Annotated in this window: 13 protein-coding genes, 2 tRNA genes, 3 rRNA genes and 1 pseudogene; 3 read left to right on the top strand and 16 right to left on the bottom strand. The window is 40.5% G+C overall.

The window, feature by feature from the left end:
* Nucleotides 1-52 precede the first annotated feature (52 nt).
* From FNL60_RS01175 to FNL60_RS01150, 6 genes are all read right to left on the bottom strand, one after another.
* Entirely contained in the window at nt 53-535 is a 483-nt protein-coding gene (locus tag FNL60_RS01175; protein ID WP_002263585.1) for a sigma-70 RNA polymerase sigma factor region 4 domain-containing protein, read from the bottom strand.
* Between the two features lie 618 nt (nt 536-1,153).
* Nucleotides 1,154-1,227 (bottom strand) — tRNA-Asn (locus FNL60_RS01170).
* Between the two features lie 5 nt (nt 1,228-1,232).
* Nucleotides 1,233-1,348 (bottom strand): 5S ribosomal RNA (rrf, locus tag FNL60_RS01165).
* A gap of 182 nt (nt 1,349-1,530) precedes the next feature.
* Nucleotides 1,531-4,431: ribosomal RNA gene (locus FNL60_RS01160) — 23S ribosomal RNA — on the bottom strand.
* Between the two features lie 256 nt (nt 4,432-4,687).
* Nucleotides 4,688-4,760, bottom strand: a tRNA-Ala gene (locus FNL60_RS01155).
* A 60-nt stretch (nt 4,761-4,820) separates the two neighbouring features.
* Nucleotides 4,821-6,377: ribosomal RNA gene (locus FNL60_RS01150) — 16S ribosomal RNA — on the bottom strand.
* The 16S, 23S and 5S rRNA genes sit together here with 2 tRNA genes alongside, the layout of an rRNA operon.
* A gap of 489 nt (nt 6,378-6,866) precedes the next feature.
* Here FNL60_RS01150 and hslO point away from each other — a divergent pair.
* Together hslO and dusB are read left to right on the top strand one after the other, a co-directional pair.
* Nucleotides 6,867-7,739 carry an Hsp33 family molecular chaperone HslO gene (gene hslO / locus FNL60_RS01140; RefSeq protein ID WP_002280398.1) on the top strand — a complete coding sequence of 291 codons (873 nt, stop codon included), beginning with the start codon at nt 6,867-6,869 and terminating at the stop codon, nt 7,737-7,739.
* Nucleotides 7,726-8,703: a tRNA dihydrouridine synthase DusB gene (dusB, locus tag FNL60_RS01135; protein WP_002265105.1), complete on the top strand. Its 978-nt coding sequence runs from the start codon at nt 7,726-7,728 to the stop codon at nt 8,701-8,703. Before hslO ends, dusB begins: the two co-directional genes overlap by 14 nt.
* Before the next feature lie 179 nt (nt 8,704-8,882).
* Here dusB and sloR read toward each other — a convergent pair whose 3' ends face one another.
* The 10 genes and pseudogenes from sloR to FNL60_RS10330 form a co-directional block, all read right to left on the bottom strand.
* Nucleotides 8,883-9,536 carry a metal-dependent transcriptional regulator SloR gene (sloR, locus tag FNL60_RS01130; RefSeq protein WP_002262032.1) on the bottom strand — a complete coding sequence of 218 codons (654 nt, stop codon included), beginning with the start codon at nt 9,534-9,536 and terminating at the stop codon, nt 8,883-8,885.
* A 183-nt stretch (nt 9,537-9,719) separates the two neighbouring features.
* Entirely contained in the window at nt 9,720-10,640 is a 921-nt protein-coding gene (locus tag FNL60_RS01125; RefSeq protein ID WP_002279372.1) for a metal ABC transporter substrate-binding protein, read from the bottom strand.
* Between the two features lie 46 nt (nt 10,641-10,686).
* Nucleotides 10,687-11,526, bottom strand: a complete 840-nt coding sequence (locus FNL60_RS01120; protein WP_002266675.1) for a metal ABC transporter permease — start codon at nt 11,524-11,526, stop codon at nt 10,687-10,689.
* On the bottom strand, nt 11,523-12,245 hold the full coding sequence (locus FNL60_RS01115; RefSeq protein ID WP_002269156.1) for a metal ABC transporter ATP-binding protein: 723 nt from the start codon (nt 12,243-12,245) through the stop codon (nt 11,523-11,525). The genes FNL60_RS01120 and FNL60_RS01115 overlap by 4 nt, the downstream gene beginning before the upstream one ends.
* A 221-nt stretch (nt 12,246-12,466) precedes the next feature.
* Entirely contained in the window at nt 12,467-13,465 is a 999-nt protein-coding gene (mvk, locus tag FNL60_RS01110) for a mevalonate kinase (protein WP_002280397.1), read from the bottom strand.
* Between the two features lie 205 nt (nt 13,466-13,670).
* Nucleotides 13,671-16,082, bottom strand: a complete 2,412-nt coding sequence (locus tag FNL60_RS01105; RefSeq protein ID WP_002274544.1) for a flavocytochrome c — start codon at nt 16,080-16,082, stop codon at nt 13,671-13,673.
* A 1-nt stretch (nt 16,083) separates the two neighbouring features.
* Complete coding sequence (locus tag FNL60_RS01100) at nt 16,084-16,686, bottom strand: NADPH-dependent FMN reductase (RefSeq protein ID WP_002280396.1); 603 nt, start codon at nt 16,684-16,686, stop codon at nt 16,084-16,086.
* Nucleotides 16,687-16,827: 141 nt separating this feature from the next.
* Nucleotides 16,828-17,676 carry an alpha/beta hydrolase gene (locus tag FNL60_RS01095; RefSeq protein ID WP_002280395.1) on the bottom strand — a complete coding sequence of 283 codons (849 nt, stop codon included), beginning with the start codon at nt 17,674-17,676 and terminating at the stop codon, nt 16,828-16,830.
* Nucleotides 17,654-18,874, bottom strand: coding sequence for a PTS sugar transporter subunit IIC (locus FNL60_RS01090; RefSeq protein ID WP_002270688.1), 1,221 nt, complete (start codon nt 18,872-18,874; stop codon nt 17,654-17,656). Before FNL60_RS01090 ends, FNL60_RS01095 begins: the two co-directional genes overlap by 23 nt.
* 178 nt (nt 18,875-19,052) lie before the next feature.
* Nucleotides 19,053-19,409 (bottom strand): annotated as a pseudogene (locus FNL60_RS10330) (transposase family protein); the annotation flags it as partial.
* Between the two features lie 166 nt (nt 19,410-19,575).
* Here FNL60_RS10330 and FNL60_RS01080 point away from each other — a divergent pair.
* The gene (locus tag FNL60_RS01080) at nt 19,576-20,367 is read left to right on the top strand and encodes a nucleotidyltransferase domain-containing protein (protein WP_002280060.1); all 792 of its coding nucleotides are present in this window, start codon (nt 19,576-19,578) and stop codon (nt 20,365-20,367) included.
* The last annotated feature ends 28 nt before the right edge of the window (nt 20,368-20,395 follow it).

The following is a 20,395-nucleotide window of genomic DNA, read 5'->3' as shown; positions in this document are numbered from 1 at the left end:
TTTCAACCAAAAAGAATGGTACAATCACATGTTCCATTCTTTCCCTTTTTAACTATTTTTCCTTAAAATCACTTAATTTTTTACGTAAATCTTTCAGCATACTTTGCCTTCCCAAAAAGTGCTCTCCTGCTACCAAGCGCTCAAACAGCTCTTGCTTTTCAGTACTCAGACCTTGTTTATATGCAAGCAAACTATCACGAAATAAAATATATTCATCCAATTGCATACCGCCACTTGACAAACAGTGTTCAATCTCACCGACTTCTTCATAAGACATTCTATTAAAACGACGTTTCTGACTTTCTTGCTGACGCAAAACATCTTTAATGTAATTAGAAAAACGTGTCTTAAAATAGATATACAATTTTGTATCATCCTCTTCTAATTCTGGATGTTCCCTTAATAATTGGTGCAAAATCAACATTCCCTCTTGTTGCCAATCTTCACGAGTCCACATTTTAATAAAGTAATAACGGCTTAATTTCCATACAATTGGCTTAACCTTATTAAAAACAATTTCAAAATCTTCTTCCATCTATTACGATGACCTCCTTTTATAATAAAATTATTATAAAACGAAAAAGACTTTAAGAACAGGACATAAATGTCCCATCTTAACTGGCTGTTTTATTTACAACCTCTGACTAACAGATTAAACAGTTTCTTTTTAAACAAAACATCACCTCGCATTACAAACTAATAAAACACTTAAGCAGATCCTTTATTTTACGCAAAAAATTTTGATAAGTAGATCCACACGGTTCTCATTATTTGAAATTGGACAAATTCCCTGAAACATTCAATTCACAGATTGAAAATTAAGAGGATCAAAATTCAAGATAAAGCAGGGTATGTCGAACACGCCCAATTCGAGAACAATATCAACAAATCAAAGTTCACAAGAAACAAAAACTAATCGCCGCGCATACAATCATATTTTTACCTCCATGTACTTAACCAATTTGGACGATACATTAACTTATTAAATATAACAAATCTCAAAACCGTCTGCACTATTAAACAATCATTCTAATAGTTTAAGGAGAAACCATTAGCCCATTCTCTTTATATGCTACCCGATTCAACTCAATACAATTGACAAAACTAAAAAAGCACCTAGGTAAAGATGCTTCATTATTTATGAATATATAAACTCCGGCAGTAGGACTCGAACCTACGACATCATGATTAACAGTCATGCGCTACTACCAACTGAGCTATGCCGGAATTTTGCCAAGCGACGACCCTATCTCACAGGGGGCAACCCCCAACTACTTCAGGCGTGCTAGGGCTTAACTGCTGTGTTCGGCATGGGTACAGGTGTCTCCCCTAGGCTATCATCACTTAACAAGCGTGATCGCTCACTCACGATTGAATAGCTAGCCACTGAAACCGACGCTGCGCCTGCTTTCTTTAAAAAATGGTACTCGGGCTAAATCCTTGGAAAAAAGAGAAATGGTCTGGTGTCCATCAAACACTGCACCCATTTCCTATTTTTCAGGCGGATTTTACGCCCTTAGTCACTTATTTTTGGATAAGTCCTCGAGCGATTAGTATTGGTCCGCTTCACGTCTCACAACGCTTCCACTCCCAACCTATCTACCTGTTCTTCTCTCAGGGCTCTTACTAACTGAACGTTATGGGAAATCTCATCTTGAGGGGGGCTTCACACTTAGATGCTTTCAGCGTTTATCCCCTCCCTACTTAGCTACCCAGCGATGCTCTTGGCAGAACAACTGGTACACCAGCGGTAAGTCCACTCTGGTCCTCTCGTACTAGGAGCAGATCCTCTCAAATTTCCTTCGCCCGCGACGGATAGGGACCGAACTGTCTCACGACGTTCTGAACCCAGCTCGCGTGCCGCTTTAATGGGCGAACAGCCCAACCCTTGGGACCGACTACAGCCCCAGGATGCGACGAGCCGACATCGAGGTGCCAAACCTCCCCGTCGATGTGAACTCTTGGGGGAGATAAGCCTGTTATCCCCAGGGTAGCTTTTATCCGTTGAGCGATGGCCCTTCCATACGGTACCACCGGATCACTAAGCCCGACTTTCGTCCCTGCTCGACTTGTCTGTCTCGCAGTCAAGCTCCCTTATACCTTTACACTCTGCGACTGATTTCCAACCAGTCTGAGGGAACCTTTGGGCGCCTCCGTTACACTTTAGGAGGCGACCGCCCCAGTCAAACTGCCCGTCAGACACTGTCTCCGTAGATGATCAACCTACCGGGTTAGAGTAGCCATCACACAAGGGTAGTATCCCAACATCGCCTCCAAGTAAACTAGCGTTCACTCTTCCTTGGCTCCTACCTATCCTGTACATGTGTAACAGATACGCAATATCAAACTGCAGTAAAGCTCCATGGGGTCTTTCCGTCCTGTCGCGGGTAACCTGCATCTTCACAGGTACTAAAATTTCACCGAGTCTCTCGTTGAGACAGTGCCCAAATCATTACGCCTTTCGTGCGGGTCGGAACTTACCCGACAAGGAATTTCGCTACCTTAGGACCGTTATAGTTACGGCCGCCGTTTACTGGGGCTTCAATTCACACCTTCGACAAACGTCTAAGCGCTCCTCTTAACCTTCCAGCACCGGGCAGGCGTCACCCCCTATACTTCATCTTGCGATTTCGCAGAGAGCTGTGTTTTTGATAAACAGTTGCTTGGGCCTTTTCACTGCGGCTGACTTATCGCCAGCGCCCCTTCTCCCGAAGTTACGGGGCCATTTTGCCGAGTTCCTTAACGAGAGTTCGCTCGCTCACCTGAGGCTACTCGCCTCGACTACCTGTGTCGGTTTGCGGTACGGGTAGAGTATTCATTAACGCTAGAAGCTTTTCTTGGCAGAGTGACATCACTAGCTTCGCTACTAAACTTCGCTCCCCGTCACAGCTTGGTGGCGCAGAACTAAGCATTTGACTCAGTCCTCACCTCACTGCTTGGACGTGCTCTTCCAATCGCACGCTCTAGTTAGCCTGCTGCGTCCCTCCTTCACTCAATACTCTAGTACAGGAATATCAACCTGTTGCCCATCGGATACACCTATCGGTCTCTCCTTAGGTCCCGACTAACCCAGGGCGGACGAGCCTTCCCCTGGAATCCTTAGTCTTACGGTGGACAGGATTCTCACCTGTCTTACGCTACTCATACCGGCATTCTCACTTCTATGCACTCCAGCGCTCCTTGCGGTACACCTTCTGCGCACATAGAACGCTCTCCTACCATCCCCTAAGGGATCCACAGCTTCGGTAAATTGTTTCAGCCCCGGTACATTTTCGGCGCAGGGTCACTCGACTAGTGAGCTATTACGCACTCTTTGAATGAATAGCTGCTTCTAAGCTAACATCCTAGTTGTCTGTGCAACCCCACATCCTTTTCCACTTAACAATTATTTGGGGACCTTAGCTGGTGGTCTGGGCTGTTTCCCTTTCGACTACGGATCTTAGCACTCGCAGTCTGACTGCCGGTCTTAACTCGTTGGCATTCGGAGTTTATCTGAGATTGGTAATCCGGGATGGACCCCTCAATCAAACAGTGCTCTACCTCCAAGAGTCTCGCGACCGACGCTAGCCCTAAAGCTATTTCGGAGAGAACCAGCTATCTCCAAGTTCGTTTGGAATTTCTCCGCTACCCACAAGTCATCCAAACACTTTTCAACGTGTCCTGGTTCGGTCCTCCAGTGCGTTTTACCGCACCTTCAACCTGCTCATGGGTAGGTCACTTGGTTTCGGGTCTACATCTACGTACTTAACCGCCCTTTTCAGACTCGGTTTCCCTACGGCTCCGTCTCTTCAACTTAACCTCGCACGTAAACGTAACTCGCCGGTTCATTCTACAAAAGGCACGCTCTCACCCATTAACGGGCTCGAACTTCTTGTAAGCACACGGTTTCAGGTTCTCTTTCACTCCCCTTCCGGGGTGCTTTTCACCTTTCCCTCACGGTACTGGTTCACTATCGGTCACTAGGGAGTATTTAGGGTTGGGAGATGGGCCTCCCAGATTCCGACGGGATTCCTCGTGTCCCGCCGTACTCAGGATCCTGCTTGGCATCAAGTGAATTTCAAATACGAGGCTCTTACTCTCTCTGGCGACTCTTCCCAGAGTCTTCTTCTATTCCCTTGGCTGCTTTATCGCAGTCCTACAACCCCAGAGTGTAAACACTCTGGTTTGCCCTCCTGCCTCTTCGCTCGCCGCTACTGAGGCAATCGCTCTTGCTTTCTCTTCCTGCAGCTACTGAGATGTTTCAGTTCACTGCGTCTTCCTTCTCATAACCTTAACAGTTATGGATAACAGGCATTACCTGTTGGGTTCCCCCATTCGGATATCTCTGGATCAAGGCTTACTTACAGCTCCCCAAAGCATGTCGTCGTTCGTCACGTCCTTCATCGGCTCCTAGTGCCTAGGCATCCACCGTGCGCCCTTATTAACTTAACCTTATTTCTCGTTTCTCTGGCTTTTCAGCGTCTCGGTTTCTTTTTTGTTTCCCTATAGCTGCGCTATAGGGCTTTTACTAGCTATTCAATTGTCAATGAACCATCTCTAGGATACTTAACATATCCTAAGTGGATTTTATAGACTTCCTTGTCTTAAACAAGATATGAAGTTGAACTCCAGACTGACTTCTTAGAAAAATAGATAATCTTCTACAGAAGTATTCGCAAGCGAACCGTCTGTTAGTATCCTGTTTTAATGGAGCCTAGCGGGATCGAACCGCTGACCTCCTGCGTGCAAAGCAGGCGCTCTCCCAGCTGAGCTAAGGCCCCACTTACCCTCTCAAAACTAAACAAGAAGTTCCCCCTAATGTGCTTTGCGTTTTTCCTTAGAAAGGAGGTGATCCAGCCGCACCTTCCGATACGGCTACCTTGTTACGACTTCACCCCAATCATCCATCCCACCTTAGGCGGCTGGCCCCTAAAAGGTTACCTCACCGACTTCGGGTGTTACAAACTCTCGTGGTGTGACGGGCGGTGTGTACAAGGCCCGGGAACGTATTCACCGCGGCGTGCTGATCCGCGATTACTAGCGATTCCGACTTCATGGAGGCGAGTTGCAGCCTCCAATCCGAACTGAGATCGGCTTTCAGAGATTAGCTTGCCGTCACCGGCTCGCAACTCGTTGTACCGACCATTGTAGCACGTGTGTAGCCCAGGTCATAAGGGGCATGATGATTTGACGTCATCCCCACCTTCCTCCGGTTTATTACCGGCAGTCTCGCTAGAGTGCCCAACTTAATGATGGCAACTAACAATAAGGGTTGCGCTCGTTGCGGGACTTAACCCAACATCTCACGACACGAGCTGACGACAACCATGCACCACCTGTCTCCGATGTACCGAAGTAACTTCCTATCTCTAAGAATAGCATCGGGATGTCAAGACCTGGTAAGGTTCTTCGCGTTGCTTCGAATTAAACCACATGCTCCACCGCTTGTGCGGGCCCCCGTCAATTCCTTTGAGTTTCAACCTTGCGGTCGTACTCCCCAGGCGGAGTGCTTATTGCGTTAGCTCCGGCACTAAGCCCCGGAAAGGGCCTAACACCTAGCACTCATCGTTTACGGCGTGGACTACCAGGGTATCTAATCCTGTTCGCTACCCACGCTTTCGAGCCTCAGCGTCAGTGACAGACCAGAGAGCCGCTTTCGCCACTGGTGTTCCTCCATATATCTACGCATTTCACCGCTACACATGGAATTCCACTCTCCCCTTCTGCACTCAAGTCAGACAGTTTCCAGAGCACACTATGGTTGAGCCATAGCCTTTTACTCCAGACTTTCCTGACCGCCTGCGCTCCCTTTACGCCCAATAAATCCGGACAACGCTCGGGACCTACGTATTACCGCGGCTGCTGGCACGTAGTTAGCCGTCCCTTTCTGGTAAGCTACCGTCACTGTGTGAACTTTCCACTCTCACACACGTTCTTGACTTACAACAGAGCTTTACGATCCGAAAACCTTCTTCACTCACGCGGCGTTGCTCGGTCAGACTTTCGTCCATTGCCGAAGATTCCCTACTGCTGCCTCCCGTAGGAGTCTGGGCCGTGTCTCAGTCCCAGTGTGGCCGATCACCCTCTCAGGTCGGCTATGTATCGTCGCCTTGGTAAGCTCTTACCTTACCAACTAGCTAATACAACGCAGGTCCATCTACTAGTGATGCGCTTGCATCTTTCAATCAATTATCATGCAATAATTAATATTATGCGGTATTAGCTATCGTTTCCAATAGTTATCCCCCGCTAATAGGCAGGTTACCTACGCGTTACTCACCCGTTCGCGACTCAAGAAAACACGGTGTGCAAGCACAGTGTGTTCCCTTGCGTCCCACTTGCATGTATTAGGCACGCCGCCAGCGTTCGTCCTGAGCCAGGATCAAACTCTCATTTAATCGTTTGAGTTCTTTCTCATTACTGTCCACTGACAGATTTATGTTTCGTTCTTTGACAGGTCACATTTCTTTATGTCACCCTGCACTTTGGTTGGTTCGTCTTCTTGTTCAGTTTTCAAAGGGCTCTGCCTCTTTCTGAGACAACTTCTTTATTCTACCAGCTCTTCCCCCCCTTTGTCAATAGCTTTTCTCGCTTTTTTTCTGTTTTATTTCCTTTATATACCTCTCTTCCCCTAAACCACGCCTTTTTAGTCCCCTTTCGCAACACTCTAGCACTGCCTCCGAAAATACACTGATGAACCTCTTGGCTTTTCATATTTATACCTTAAACTTAAAGTATTAAGAAAAATTTTGATATTAATAACAAGTCTTTTAGTTAACTAACATTTATTGAAATTGAGTGAAACACTTTTTGACAATAACTAAAGAATGTATTTACCAAGTTTCCTTATTATTACTTCTTTGATAATTTATGTTAGAATAATGGATATGGATAAACTTATTAAGTCAATAGCAAAATCGGGATCTTTCCGTGCTTATGTACTCGATAGCACCGAAACGGTCAGAACTGCTCAAGAAGAACATCAATCCCTCTCAAGTTCAACTGTCGCTCTAGGACGTACACTCATTGCCAATCAAATTCTAGCAGCTAATCAAAAGGGAGACAGCAAGGTTACTGTCAAAGTTATCGGTGACTCTTCTTTTGGTCATATTATTTCGGTTGCTGATACCAAAGGAAATGTAAAAGGCTACATTCAAAATGCCGGCGTTGATGTCAAAAAAACAGCTAGCGGTGAAGTTATCGTGGGACCTTTTATGGGAAATGGACAGTTTGTGGTCATCACTGACTATGGAACTGGCAACCCTTATACTTCATCAACGCCACTTGTTTCAGGTGAAATCGGTGAAGATTTGGCTTACTATCTAACTGAAAGTGAACAAACACCATCTGCTGTTGGGCTCAATGTGCTCTTAGATGAAAAGGATAAGGTCAAAGTAGCCGGTGGCTTTATGCTACAAGTCCTTCCAGAGGCTTCTGAGGAAGAAATTACTCGTTATGAAAAACGCATTCAGGAAATACCTGCTATTTCAACTCTGCTAGAGTCAGAGGATCACATCGAAGCTCTCTTGAAAGCTATCTATGGTGAAGAGGACTATAAAGTTTTAGCTGAGGAAGACTTACAGTTTACCTGTGATTGCTCACGTCAACGTTTTGAAGCAGCTCTTATGACACTGAGTAAATCTGATCTTAAAGAAATGAAAGAAGAAGACCACGGAGCAGAAATTGTCTGCCAATTTTGTGGTAAAAAATACCAATTTAAGGAAAGTGATTTAGAGGAGATGATTAATGACAAAGCTTAATAGCTCATTTATGATTGACAATGTAGAAATTCCTCATCGCACCGTCTTAGCACCAATGGCAGGAGTGACAAATTCCGCTTTTCGAACTATCGCTAAAGAATTTGGAGCTGGACTTGTCGTGATGGAAATGGTATCCGATAAAGGCATCCAATACAATAATGAAAAAACGCTCCACATGCTTCATATTGATGAAGGAGAACATCCTGTTTCTATTCAGCTTTTTGGCAGTGATGGTGATAGTCTAGCACGCGCAGCTGAATTTATTCAAGCTAATACAAAGACTGACCTTGTGGATATCAATATGGGCTGCCCAGTTAATAAAATTGTAAAAAATGAAGCTGGTGCGATGTGGCTCAAAGATCCTGAAAAAATCTACTCCGTCATTTCAAGTGTTAAGTCTGTTTTGAACATTCCTTTAACCGTAAAAATGCGTACTGGCTGGTCTGATGCCTCCCTAGCTGTTGAAAATGCCTTGGCTGCAGAATCAGCTGGTGTTGCTGCTCTTGCCATGCACGGTCGTACCCGAGAGCAAATGTATACTGGCTCATGCGACCATGAAACCCTCGCTAAAGTCGCTAAAGCCATTACAAAAGTTCCTTTTATTGCCAATGGGGATATTCGTAGCGTTGAGGACGCTCAATTTATGATTGACCAAGTCGGCGCAGATGCTGTGATGATTGGTCGAGCCGCCAGAAGCAATCCTTATATTTTCACTCAAATCAATCATTATTTTGAAACAGGAGAAATTTTAGATAATCTGCCATTCGCTAAAATGTTAGAAATTGCCCAAGATCATCTTCGACGTTTGGTAGATCTTAAGGGAGAAAAAATCGCTGTTCGTGAATTTCGTGGCCTAGCACCTTATTACCTTCGCGGTACATCAGGTGCTGCCAAAATTCGCTCAGCTGTCTCACGAGCTGAAACCATTTCGGAAGTCGAGAACATTTTCGCTCAAATCCATTGATACTCAATCCCTTAATAAACATCTTTCGCATAAATAAAGCTTCCATGACTTTCAAGCATGCATGGAAGCTTTATTTATGCGAAAATTTCAAAAAGCAGCGAAAATTCTTTCTTATAGTCTAGACATAATTCAACCCAGAAAGCTAACTCATATCATGATGTCTCATGGATAGTCTCTTCTTAGTAAGCTTTCTTTTCAATGTATATTTGACTGGCAACTGCTGATGTCACCTGTAATTGTTCCCCATCTTTTTCAATGGTATAAGCACCCGCAAAAGCATCATATTCTAGGAGCCTTAATTCATCTCCGATCTTTAAATGATGCTGTTCCATATACTTTAATAACTGAAAGTTATCTTGAACACGTTTCAACAAGTATACTCCCATCTCAGTTACACCCTTTAAAGTTGTACGATACCTCTCTACTAAGGGCTGTCCATGTTGAGGAATGGTCCCTCCATGCGGACAAACCTTAGGATAGTTAAGAAACTTATCTAAACGTTCAACAAACACATCAGAAACAGTATGTTCCAGCACTTCAGCCTCTTCATGAATTTCGTCTGCTGTGTAATTAAGATGATTCATCAAAAAAACTTCTATCAGACGATGCTTGCGATAAAGAGATGACGCTAAAATCTGTCCTTTTTTTGTCAACAAATAACCCGCTTGTTTGTCTTTAAGAACCAGATCCTCCAATAGTAATTTTTTAACCATCTCTGAGACAGCCGGAGCAGATACAGACATTTTCTCAGCAATTTGCTTGTTGCTGATCTTCTCATCACGTTCACTGAGTTCATAAATAATTTTAAGGTAATCTTCTTTATTAGGTGTCATAGTTTATCCTCTTCTTTGTCAAAATCATTATATCAAAATGTCAGTAAAAAGTGGATAAAAGTTTTAATTATCCATCATCCTATCAGGAAAATTTGAATAGACTTTTCCATATTAATTGGGTGATGATATTTATTATTAACAGCTTCATATGCTAAACAGCTGGGAGTAGGCGGAAACCTTTCCTCATTGTGACAGACCATCTGCAATTTTATCTATATTCCACTTCATCATCGCATAGTAACTATCTCCAGCCTGTCCTTTTTTAGCAACTGAATCTGTAAAAATTTTAGCGGCAATTGGGATACCTGTATCTTTTGAAACAGTTTTCATTGGACGATCATCAACACTGCTTTCTACAAAAAGCGCAGACACCCGACTTTTCCTTAATTTTTTCACTAAAGCCTTAATTTGATTTGGTGTTCCCTCTTCTTCGGTATTAATTTCCCATATATAGGCAGAAGGAATATCGTAAGCCTTAGAGAAATACTTGAAACAACCTTCACTAGTTACGATCATTTTCTTCTCAGTAGGGATACGACTGATTTTTTCTTTGGCTACTTTGTGTAGTTTTTCAAGTTTGGCGCTGTAGGCTTGAAAATTTTTCTGATAATAACTCTTGTTTTTAGGATCTTTTTCAGATAGACGTTTCATGATATTTTTAGCATAAATAATACCATTTTTAAGGTCAAGCCAAGCATGAGGATCTTCCTTTCCTTTTTCTTTTGCATTTTCCAAATAAATGGTCTTAACACTATCGCTCACTGCAAAATAATCCTTGTCTGCCTTTTTATGAGCATTTTTAACTAATTTGGTAAACCAAGCATTGCCTCCATTTTCAAGATTAATCCCATTATAAAAAATGACATCAGCCTGAGAGGTCTTTTTAACATCTTCAGGAAGAGGCTCATATTCGTGAGGATCTCGACCAACAGGAACGATACTATGTAAGACAACCTTATTACCAGCGATATTCTTAGTAATATCAGCAATAATAGAATTGGTAGCCACAACAGTCAATTTTTTGTCGGCTGTTTTTTTAGAAGTACAGGCAAATAAGCCTAATAAAGATAAACAAACTAGTAATAATAAGCTTAATTTCTTCATTAGAATTCTCCTTTTATAATAAATAATTGATCATAGTTAAGAATGATTATTTTTTTGCTTTTTTCTTAAAAAATCTTTGCTTGGGTGCAAAAACAAAAGAAATCAAAAAGATAAGTGCTGAGGTTAAGACAATGCTTGAACCCGCTGCAATATTAAAACTATAGCCGATAAAGAGCCCGGCAACGGAAGCAAAAGCACCTAAAGTTGATGATAATAAAATCATGGTTTTTAAGCTATTGGCATAAAGGTAAGCTGTCGCTGCTGGAGTAATGAGCAAGGCAACAATTAAAATCGTACCAACACTCTGCATAGCTGTAACAGAAACCAGAGTCAATAGAATCATCAACAGATAATGGTAAAAATGAACAGACAGCCCCATAGACTTAGCCAAAACAGGATCAAAAGAGGTCAATAAAAGCGGTCTGAAAAATAAACAGATAAAAAGAAGAACAAGCAAAGAAATGCCCAAAGTAATCCACTTATCCATATCCTGAACAGCCAAGATATTACCAAACAAAATATGAAATAAATCAGTTGAACTATTGGCAAGACCAATCAAAATGACACCCAGCGCCAAGAAAGAACTAAAGGTTATCCCTATAGCTGTATCGCTTTTAATGATGCTGTTTTCCTTAATAAAGGTGATAATGAGCGAAGCCAAAAGACCAAAAACAATGGCTCCAATAAAAAAATTAATTCCCAAAATATAAGATAAGGCAACGCCCGGCAAAACAGCATGAGAAATGGCATCCCCCATAAGGGACATTCCACGAAGAATGATAAAACAGCCTACAGCTCCTGCTACGATACCAATAACAATCGCCGTAACCAAGGCATTTTGTAAAAAATGAAACTGATATAAGCCTTGTATAAATTCTGTAATCATGAAGCATCACCTGCCATTAAAAATTGTGATTGATAGGTTTTAGTCAGATTTTTCTGTGTAAAAACAGTTTCTGTCTGACCGAAAGCAAGGACTTTTTTGTTCAAAAGCAGAACGTGATCAAAGTAAGTTTTGACCTTACTCAAGTCATGATGAATGATTAAAATGGTCTTTCCTTCTTTCTTGAGCTTTTGTAACAGTCCTACAATCAGTTCCTCACTGATAATATCAATTCCTACAAAAGGTTCATCTAAAAAAATATAATCAGCATCTTGTACCAAACAACGAGCCAAGAGCATACGTTGAAATTGCCCCCCTGAAAGTTGACTAATCTGCCTATTGGCATAGTCTGCCAAATCAACCTGAGAAAGTGCTTCTTGAACACATTGCCAATCTTGTTTTTTCAAATTTGAAAAAGGTTTGACTTTTGAAAATAAACCTAAAGAAACGCATTCCTTGACTTTAATGGGAAAATTGTAATCAATATCCGCTTTTTGTTCAACATAGGAAATACTTCTTAGATTTTGACTTAAGATTTTGCCATCAATAAAACTTGTCCCTTCATGATCAACCATATTAAGAACCCCTTTAAATAAGGTTGACTTGCCCGCACCATTGGGGCCAATAATACCTGTAATTGTTGAACTAGGGATTTCCAAGGAAACATTCTCTAAAGCAAGATGATCACGATAAGAAACGCTTAAATTTTCTATCTTTAACATTTTTACTCCTTTTATAAGTAATATAACCTAATATAAAAATTAAGTCAAGTTAATTTTTATATTAGATGTAATTAATTTCGAGGTTTGCTACTTTTTACTAATTACATTTCCTTTCTTTAAATATAAAAAGCACTGTCAAAGTTAGGTCGGACATCTAACTTCGACAGTGCGATTCACCGATTAGTATAGTTTAAATAGATTTTCAACTTTTTCAGTTAATATTAGAGATTTCCTAAATATTGGCACCATGCTTGCTTAGCACCTTGTTCTAATAAGGTTCTTGCAATCTTTTCTGCACTTTCTTTATCTTTCGCAAGAGCAATGAGGCATCCACCTCGGCCACCGCCTGTTAATTTAGCTCCTAAAGCTCCTGCTTGTCTAGCAGCTTGAGCCAGTCTGTCCAAAGTTTGATTGGAAACCGTTAGACTTGCTAAAAGTTGGTGGGCCTGATTCATCACTTCGCCTAATTCTAAAATGTAATTATTTAATAGAGCTTCCTTTGCCAATTTTGTCAATTGACCTAATTCCTTAATGGCTTGCTTAGGATCTGAAAGGCTATCAATTTGATAAGTTACTTTGCTAAGAAGTGCTTTTACCGATTGAATAGCTTTTAAGGTCTGCCCAGTCTGACCGGTATCAGCAACAATCAAATAGGCATCCATATTGATTGACAACTGTTCAATGGGCTGATCTTTAACAAAAAAAACTGGAGATTTGCCACTAGTCGTTACGGTATCAATCCCAGAAGGATTACCGTGTGCAATCTTTTCTGATGATTGAACAATTTCCCATAATTCCTTATCCGTCAATACCTTACCATAAAAGTTAAAAAGACTTCTAGCAATAGCTACAGCCACTGCTGCACTTGACCCCATTCCACGTTCAGCAGGAATGGTAGAGTGAATATCAATATGAATGGCTGGATCTTGCGGTGCTCCAATACGATAAAGGGAAAAACGAATGGCATGCTTGAGACTTTCCAAAATTTCAGGCATCTTATGAACAAGACCGTCATAAAATTCGCAGGTAACTGTTAAGGCTTCGCCGTCTTCTTTAACTTCTGCCACAGTCTCAACAGCAGAAAAAGGGATAGCAATGGCTGGCTGTCCATAAACGACAGCATGCTCCCCCATTAAAATAATTTTCCCAGAAGCTTTGCTCAAAGCAATCTTCTTTTCAATAATGACTTTTCTTTTTTCCTTTAATTGAGAATCAATCATACTCTTATTATATCACTTTTTGCGAACCTGCCCAATGTAAATATTTTTATGATTAGAGTAGGCATTTATTACAAAAATAAAAACATATCTGATGCTTAAATGATCAAAAAACTCCTCTTATAAGAGAGACGATTTGACGTCACTCATTATTTGAGGAGAATTTACCAAAAAGGAATCTTTAAGTTTTTTTATTGAATATCACTTATTAGCAGCATTCTGTTACAGCTGTTTCTGCTGCAATACGTCCAAAAGTAAAGATATCAGCTAAAGCATTACCGCCTAAGCGATTGCCTGCGTGAATGCCGCCTGTCACTTCCCCAGCAGCGTAAAGAGATGGAATCTTATTGCCATCTTCTTTAATAACATGAGCTTGTGTATCAATCTTCAAACCGCCCATCGTATGATGGGTTGCTGGTTTTCGAGGTGTTGCATAAAATGGCGCCTTTTCAACCTTGAGATCAAAAGCTCCTTTATCAAACTCAGGATCATAGCCCGCTTCAACATAGGAATTGTAATTGTTGATGGTTTCCACAAGGGTAGCGGGATCCACACCAATTTGCTCTGCCAAACTTTCTAAAGTATCAGCACGATAAAGCGTTCCTGCTGCAACTTGTTCTTCAATTTTTTCATTGCTGGTATTCATGGCAGTTGCTTTGATATTTTCATCAGCAATTAGATAGAAGAGACCACCATTATCAATCGCAGCTTTAGAAAGCGTATCACGGCTACCATATTCATCCACAAAACGTTTGCCTTCTTGATTAACCATAACAAAGTTTGCCGGCGGAACTTGTAAGCCTGAGAAAATGGCTCCCGTATTCGGGTCTGACACTGGCATCATTTGGCTAAAGCCCATACCAACAAGAGCGGCACCAATACTTTGCCCTAAGCGAATGCCATCACCTGTTATAGCTGGTGAATTCGTTGTTTGAATGTTATCATCAATATTACTCCAATAAGTATTATATTGTTGTAACATCTTAGTATTGGCACCAAAACCACCAGAAGCCAAGACAACAGCTTGGGCATGGACGGTAATGGTTTGTCCATTGCGGCCTTTAGCAAGTACTCCTTTAATAAGACCATTTTCTAAAATAAAATCTGTGACTGCAGTATCCGTTAAAATAGTACCACTATTCTTGCGAATATAGGTATCCAAAGCTTCAATAAAAGCATAACCCATCGGTTGTTTAGGTTTGTGAGAGCGACGCCATAAAGCTCCTACTGGCATACTAACTTCAGAGCGATCAAAATCAACACCAATATCCGCTAACCAATGGACGGAATCAAGATCCTTATCTGTTAACACCTTTACAAGATCATAATTGCCATAGACTTCACAACCATTACGATCAGTTCTTTTACCACCAATATAGGTTTGAATCCGATGGAGAATATTAGAATCAAATAAATAGCTTGGATCTTTCAAGTAATTAGTTACTTGCTGCTTTAATTCCTTAAAGTCGGCTAAATATTCTGCTGCAATACTGTCTTCATCTGTTTGAATCAGCTCGGAAAGATTATGAGCCTCCCCGGGATTAGCGGGAAAAGTCTTTTGCCATTCAGGGTCTGCTGCATTTAATAAGCCACCAGAACGTACAGTATTACCTCCAAGAGCAGGGAACTTTTCAAGCACCATCACTTGCTTACCTGCTTGCAGCACTCGAGCAGCGGCTGCTAAACCAGCTCCACCTCCACCTACGATAACCACATCTGTGCTGTAAGTCTTATCTTCTTTATCCAAGGCTGATGGTGCCTTTGGACGTTTCCGCAAAACATCCGGATTGCCTCCTGCCAGCTTAATTGCTCTGGCAACCCCGTCCAGAACACCATTGCTGGTCACCGATGCTCCTGACACAGCATCTACATTCAAAGTCTGACCTTCCAATATTTCATTTGGGATCCGTGTAAAGACAATATCGGCTATTCCTGAGGATTCTCCGGAACTATCAATATCAATCTTTTCAATCTTTTCTTCTGATAAGGTTACAGTCATTGGCAATTTGCCATTATGCCCTTGGGTTGTCACCTGATAAGTCCCTGCTTCAAAGCTTACTTCTTCTGGTTCATTCAATTGATTAGCCACTTGCACAAACCGTAAGAATTTAAAGAAGCAAGACTCTAGAAAATCAACCGTTGCTTCTGACTTGAGGTTGCCTGCTTCGTCAAAAGCCTGATGAGCGTGTCCCAGTAAAAATTCACTGCCCGGCATGACGGCCGCATTGACACCCGGAGCATCTAAAATCTGCCGTAAGTGCAATTGCGCTCGAGAAGATCCTTGCACATCATAAGAAGCCCCAACAATCATAAGGGGTTTGCCATCTAGGGGATGCACTTTAAAGGACAGCCATTCCAAAAGGCTGTTTAGACTTGATGGAATGGTGTGGTTGTGCTCGGGCGTTGCAATAATGACCCCATCAGCTTGGCTGATTTTAGTGTTAAAGTTTTGGATAGCAGGTAAATCCGTTTGATCCTCTGTTTCATTGAACATTGGAACATTAGCAATTTCCATGATGTCAATATCAGCCTTTTGAACAAAATGCCTCTTCATGAATTGCAGTAAAATTCGGTTATAGGATTGCTTAGCATTGGTCCCAACAATAGCAATTAATTTCATTTTATTCACCCGCTTCCCATACAAATGCCTTTTTACGATCTGTATCAGCTTGTTTGACAATTTGATTTGTGATGGTCACAAAGTCCTGAAATTCTGTGAAATGCTCCTCCAGCTCAGCTACTTTTTCAGGATTATTGAGGTTAAAGACATCATCCAAAACGTGTTCAGAGTGACCTAGGAAAAATTCTGTTCCCGGCATGACACGTGCCTTCAATTCTGGTGCATCTAAGATTTGGCGCAAGTGAGCTTGAGCACGCGATGTTCCAAGGGCACCTAGCGAACAGCCCACAATCATAACTGGCTTATTAACAAGAACTCGACTGGTATAGGCAATCCACTCTAAAGCCGAGGCCAAGGGGGCAGGAATAGTATGATTATATTCAGGTGTTGCAATAATAACACCATCTGCCGCTGCAATCTTTTTAGAAAAAGCAACCACTGCAGCTGGAGCTGTCTTGTTTTCTGGTTCATCAAAGGCAGGCAGATCTTTGATTTCTAAGACTTCGATAGCAGCTTGAGGAGCAAAATGCTCGGCCATAAAGCGCAGCAATTTGCGATTGGTGGAACGTTCGGAATTCGTCCCAACGATTCCTACTAAATTCATAATTGTCACCTCTTTTTCATTGTTATATCATTCAAATTAACTATAGCATTCCTTCTTTTTAAAAGCAAGCGTTTACATATCTCTGAAAATCTTCTTGTTAAAGCAGAGAATCTTCCGTTATTGGAAGATTTTTAATTCCTCTTAATTTTGATTTTTTGGACCAACCTTTTTACGGTTGTTATTTAAAATATTTTCAGAAATCAAGTCTAAGACTTCCTTATTCGTTGGTAAATCAGAGTGCTCTGCTTCATTTCCTGTAACCGTAATTTGCGTATATTGCTTTATTGTTTTTTGAAAAATGTATTTACCTGTCTCAACACTCGTAATAGGAACGATATAATCACCATCATAGCTATTAGTTCCTGCCACATTATAAACGGTCAAATCGTCTGGCAATGCATCTTTAGCAGCAATCAGATCTTGCAGCATCTGAGTGTGATTGGAACTATTAACAACCTCAAAATTATAAGGTGTTCCGATTGTCATCAGAGTATTGAGGTGAAAATTTTCTTTTGCATAGTAATTTTCAAGGTAGACTGTCCAATCCAAGCCGCCATTAGAATGTCCGATAGCACTAAAATTTTTAAAATGGTATTTCTTTTGCAATTCATCAAGAGCATGATCCAGCCATTTCGCTTGTTTTTTAATCGTTGCATAACTATCTTTATTATCAGTAAAAGCAACGACAATATAAGGACGATTATCACTAGCAGCAATCTGTCCGCTATAAGAAATCGAATTATCCTTATGGACAGTTAACTTGAGAATGCTATGTTTTTTCCCTTGCTTATTTAAGGAAGCAAGTGTCTCATTAAACCGTTCCTGAGTGGCCTCTGAACCCGGAACCATAATGGTGGGGTTCATTCGAGAATTGTAAATTTTCATCTTCGTTTTAGAAGAAATATTAATATAATTTTTCCCCCAAAAAATCATGGTTAGTAAAAGAATCGCTACAAGGATGAGAGCACTACAATTCACTATTTTTTTCATTAAGAACCTCTCTAAACAAAACAATTTTAACAAAAGGCAGATAAATCATGACTGAAATAACTAAAATAATAATCGTAACCAATAAATACCGCCAATCACCATTAGATGCCAAAAAACCAAAGAGAAAGTTAGGTGTTCCAGTAGGTACTTCATAAACAGCTGGATTGATAAGACCAATTGCAAGGCAGCATGCTCCTAACAGTTCTGCAACAAGCGTCGTCAGTAACATTGGAATCAAAAGCAGAGGCTGAAATAAAATGGGGAAACTCAATAAAAGAGGCAATGGCTGATCAAACACCAAAGGAATAAAAGAAAGGCCAGCCATTTTATAAGAAGTATTTATGTGATACCGTCTGCTAATAAGCAGGATGGCAATTCCTAAAGCTAACAACAATCCCACCCCACCATATAAAGCAAAAGCATCTTGTACAGTATAAAGGGTAAACAGATGAGATACCTTATGAATTGAATGATTCAAAACCGCATCCAAATTTTCACTGACAACATTTAAAGAAAAATTAGGAGACGCTAACACTTCAGGCACAATTAAACCCAGAGAAAAAAAGATGACGCCACCAAAAGATAAAAATATGATGAGAAAGAGGTGACTAGGTCCATTACCCAGTAAATTTGAAAAGCCTTCTTGAACATAGTAATTAATGTTTAAAAATGGGATCTTATAGGTAGTAATTCCCCAAAAAAGTGTTATATAGACAAAAAGGGACAGAAAAAGCCACTTTAATAATTGAAAATGATGATGCTTTAACTTCCTATTTAATAAAGCTGCACCATAAAATACCAGTGCCCCCAATACTTGGAACAGCCAAATAGGCTGAGCAATATGATTATCCACATCAAAATTAACTTCACCAAAGAGCAGCCATACTAGCAAAAAACTAATAAGACTTGGTATAAACGAATCTATTTGATGTCTTTTTAAGAGTAAGCGTATAAAATAAGCCATACATAAGCCAACTAATAAACACAGAACAATTCGATTAAACTCTAAAAAGTGTTCTGTAAATGAAAAAATCCATTTATTTTTATATAATTTCAAACCGGCTGTCACCGCAAAAAAACTAGTTGGAGATAAAAAAAGGTTTTGAATAAGAACCGAAAAAGAGTAGATAAGAGCCAAAGGGAAAACCTGATGCATACTCTCATATAGCAAACTCCGACATTCATAAAACCAGCGCATTGTTTTCTTACCTCCATCAGTAACAAAAATATGATACTTTCCTTAGCTTAACTTTTCGTAAACATAATCGAGCAAAATAACCTATTCTTCATTATAACAATTAAGAAGAAGATTGAAAAGATAGATGCTGGTCAGATGATTTTTAATTTTGTTTCACTAAATTTCAAAGTAGGTATTCTTTTACTGATAGGTAATCTAATAAATCTGGTATAGCTGTGATTTCACTTTCCTTCTCATCAGTCGCCACTTGACCATAACAGATGCCCAAGGCTGTCGCATAAGCAGAAGACAACATGTAGCGCTTTTTGGACACTGGCATTGCAGCGTATCATGGATGGAATACCATTTTCTAGCTTAAGAACACGACGTAAAGAAGACTCATAAGCTTTCCAAAGTCTTCAATATCTTACCAGTATTCGGCTCCTGTAAAGCAGGCAAAGAAAATCAAAAGAACACTATCAGACAAACCGTGTTTGATTTTCCAATTCTCACGATCAGCACACACCGCAATCAGAAAATTAAGGATTTCTGTCATTCAAAACACCTCCTAAGTCTATTATACTTAAGAGGAGAGTTTGTGCTTTTGAAATTGTTCTCTGAAAAAACAGTCCTTTCTTCATGCGTTTGTCGTGTAGATTTTAGAATTTAGCTTATTATGATATAATTTGAGTAGAATTTTACCTTTACAGAAGGAGCATAACATGGAATTTACATCTCTTTGGCAAGAATTTGCAAGAATATCAGAGGTTGAAGCAATTGCTCTTGGTGGTTCGCGAGCAACTGGTAATTATGATGAAACATCTGACTATGATCTTTACATTTACTGCTCATCAATTCCTGATGAAGCCACACGATTAACCATATTAAAAAGATTCTGCTCACACATAGAAATAGGGAATCATTTTTGGGAACTTGAAGACGATTGCACTTTAATGTCTGGTCAAGATATTGATATCCTCTATAGAGATATTAACCAAATAAAAGATGAGCTGGTAGATGTTGTTGAAAGGTGTATAATCCAAAACGCATATACCACCTGTTTATGGCACAATGTTCTGCACTCAAAGATTCTTTATGATTCTGGCGATAAGCTAAAGTATATTGTTAACAGATTTGATATTAACTATCCACAAAAACTTAAACAGACTATTCTTAGCCATCATATGAACTTATTAACTGGTCATCTTCCATCCTATGATAAGCAAATTATCAAAGCAACTATGCGTAAAGATGCTGTTAGCTTTAATCATAGAGTTACAGCATTTTTAGAAACTTACTTTGACTTAATTTTTGCGCTTAACATGCTAACCCATCCAGGCGAAAAACGAATGATAGCCTATGCCGAACAAAATGCACAGTATTTACCGAACCATTTTCAAAAGAATATAGAAAGATTAATTTATGGGACAACTTGCCATCCTTACGACATTCAGGATATATTAAATGATATACTCAATGAATTAACACCATTGCTACATGATTCCATAGGATGACTCTACTGTTCTTTCGCTTCCGAAGGTT

The sequence above is a fragment of the Streptococcus mutans genome, from assembly GCF_006739205.1.
GTDB lineage: Bacteria > Bacillota > Bacilli > Lactobacillales > Streptococcaceae > Streptococcus > Streptococcus mutans.
This window is presented reverse-complemented; position numbering and strand designations above follow the sequence as displayed.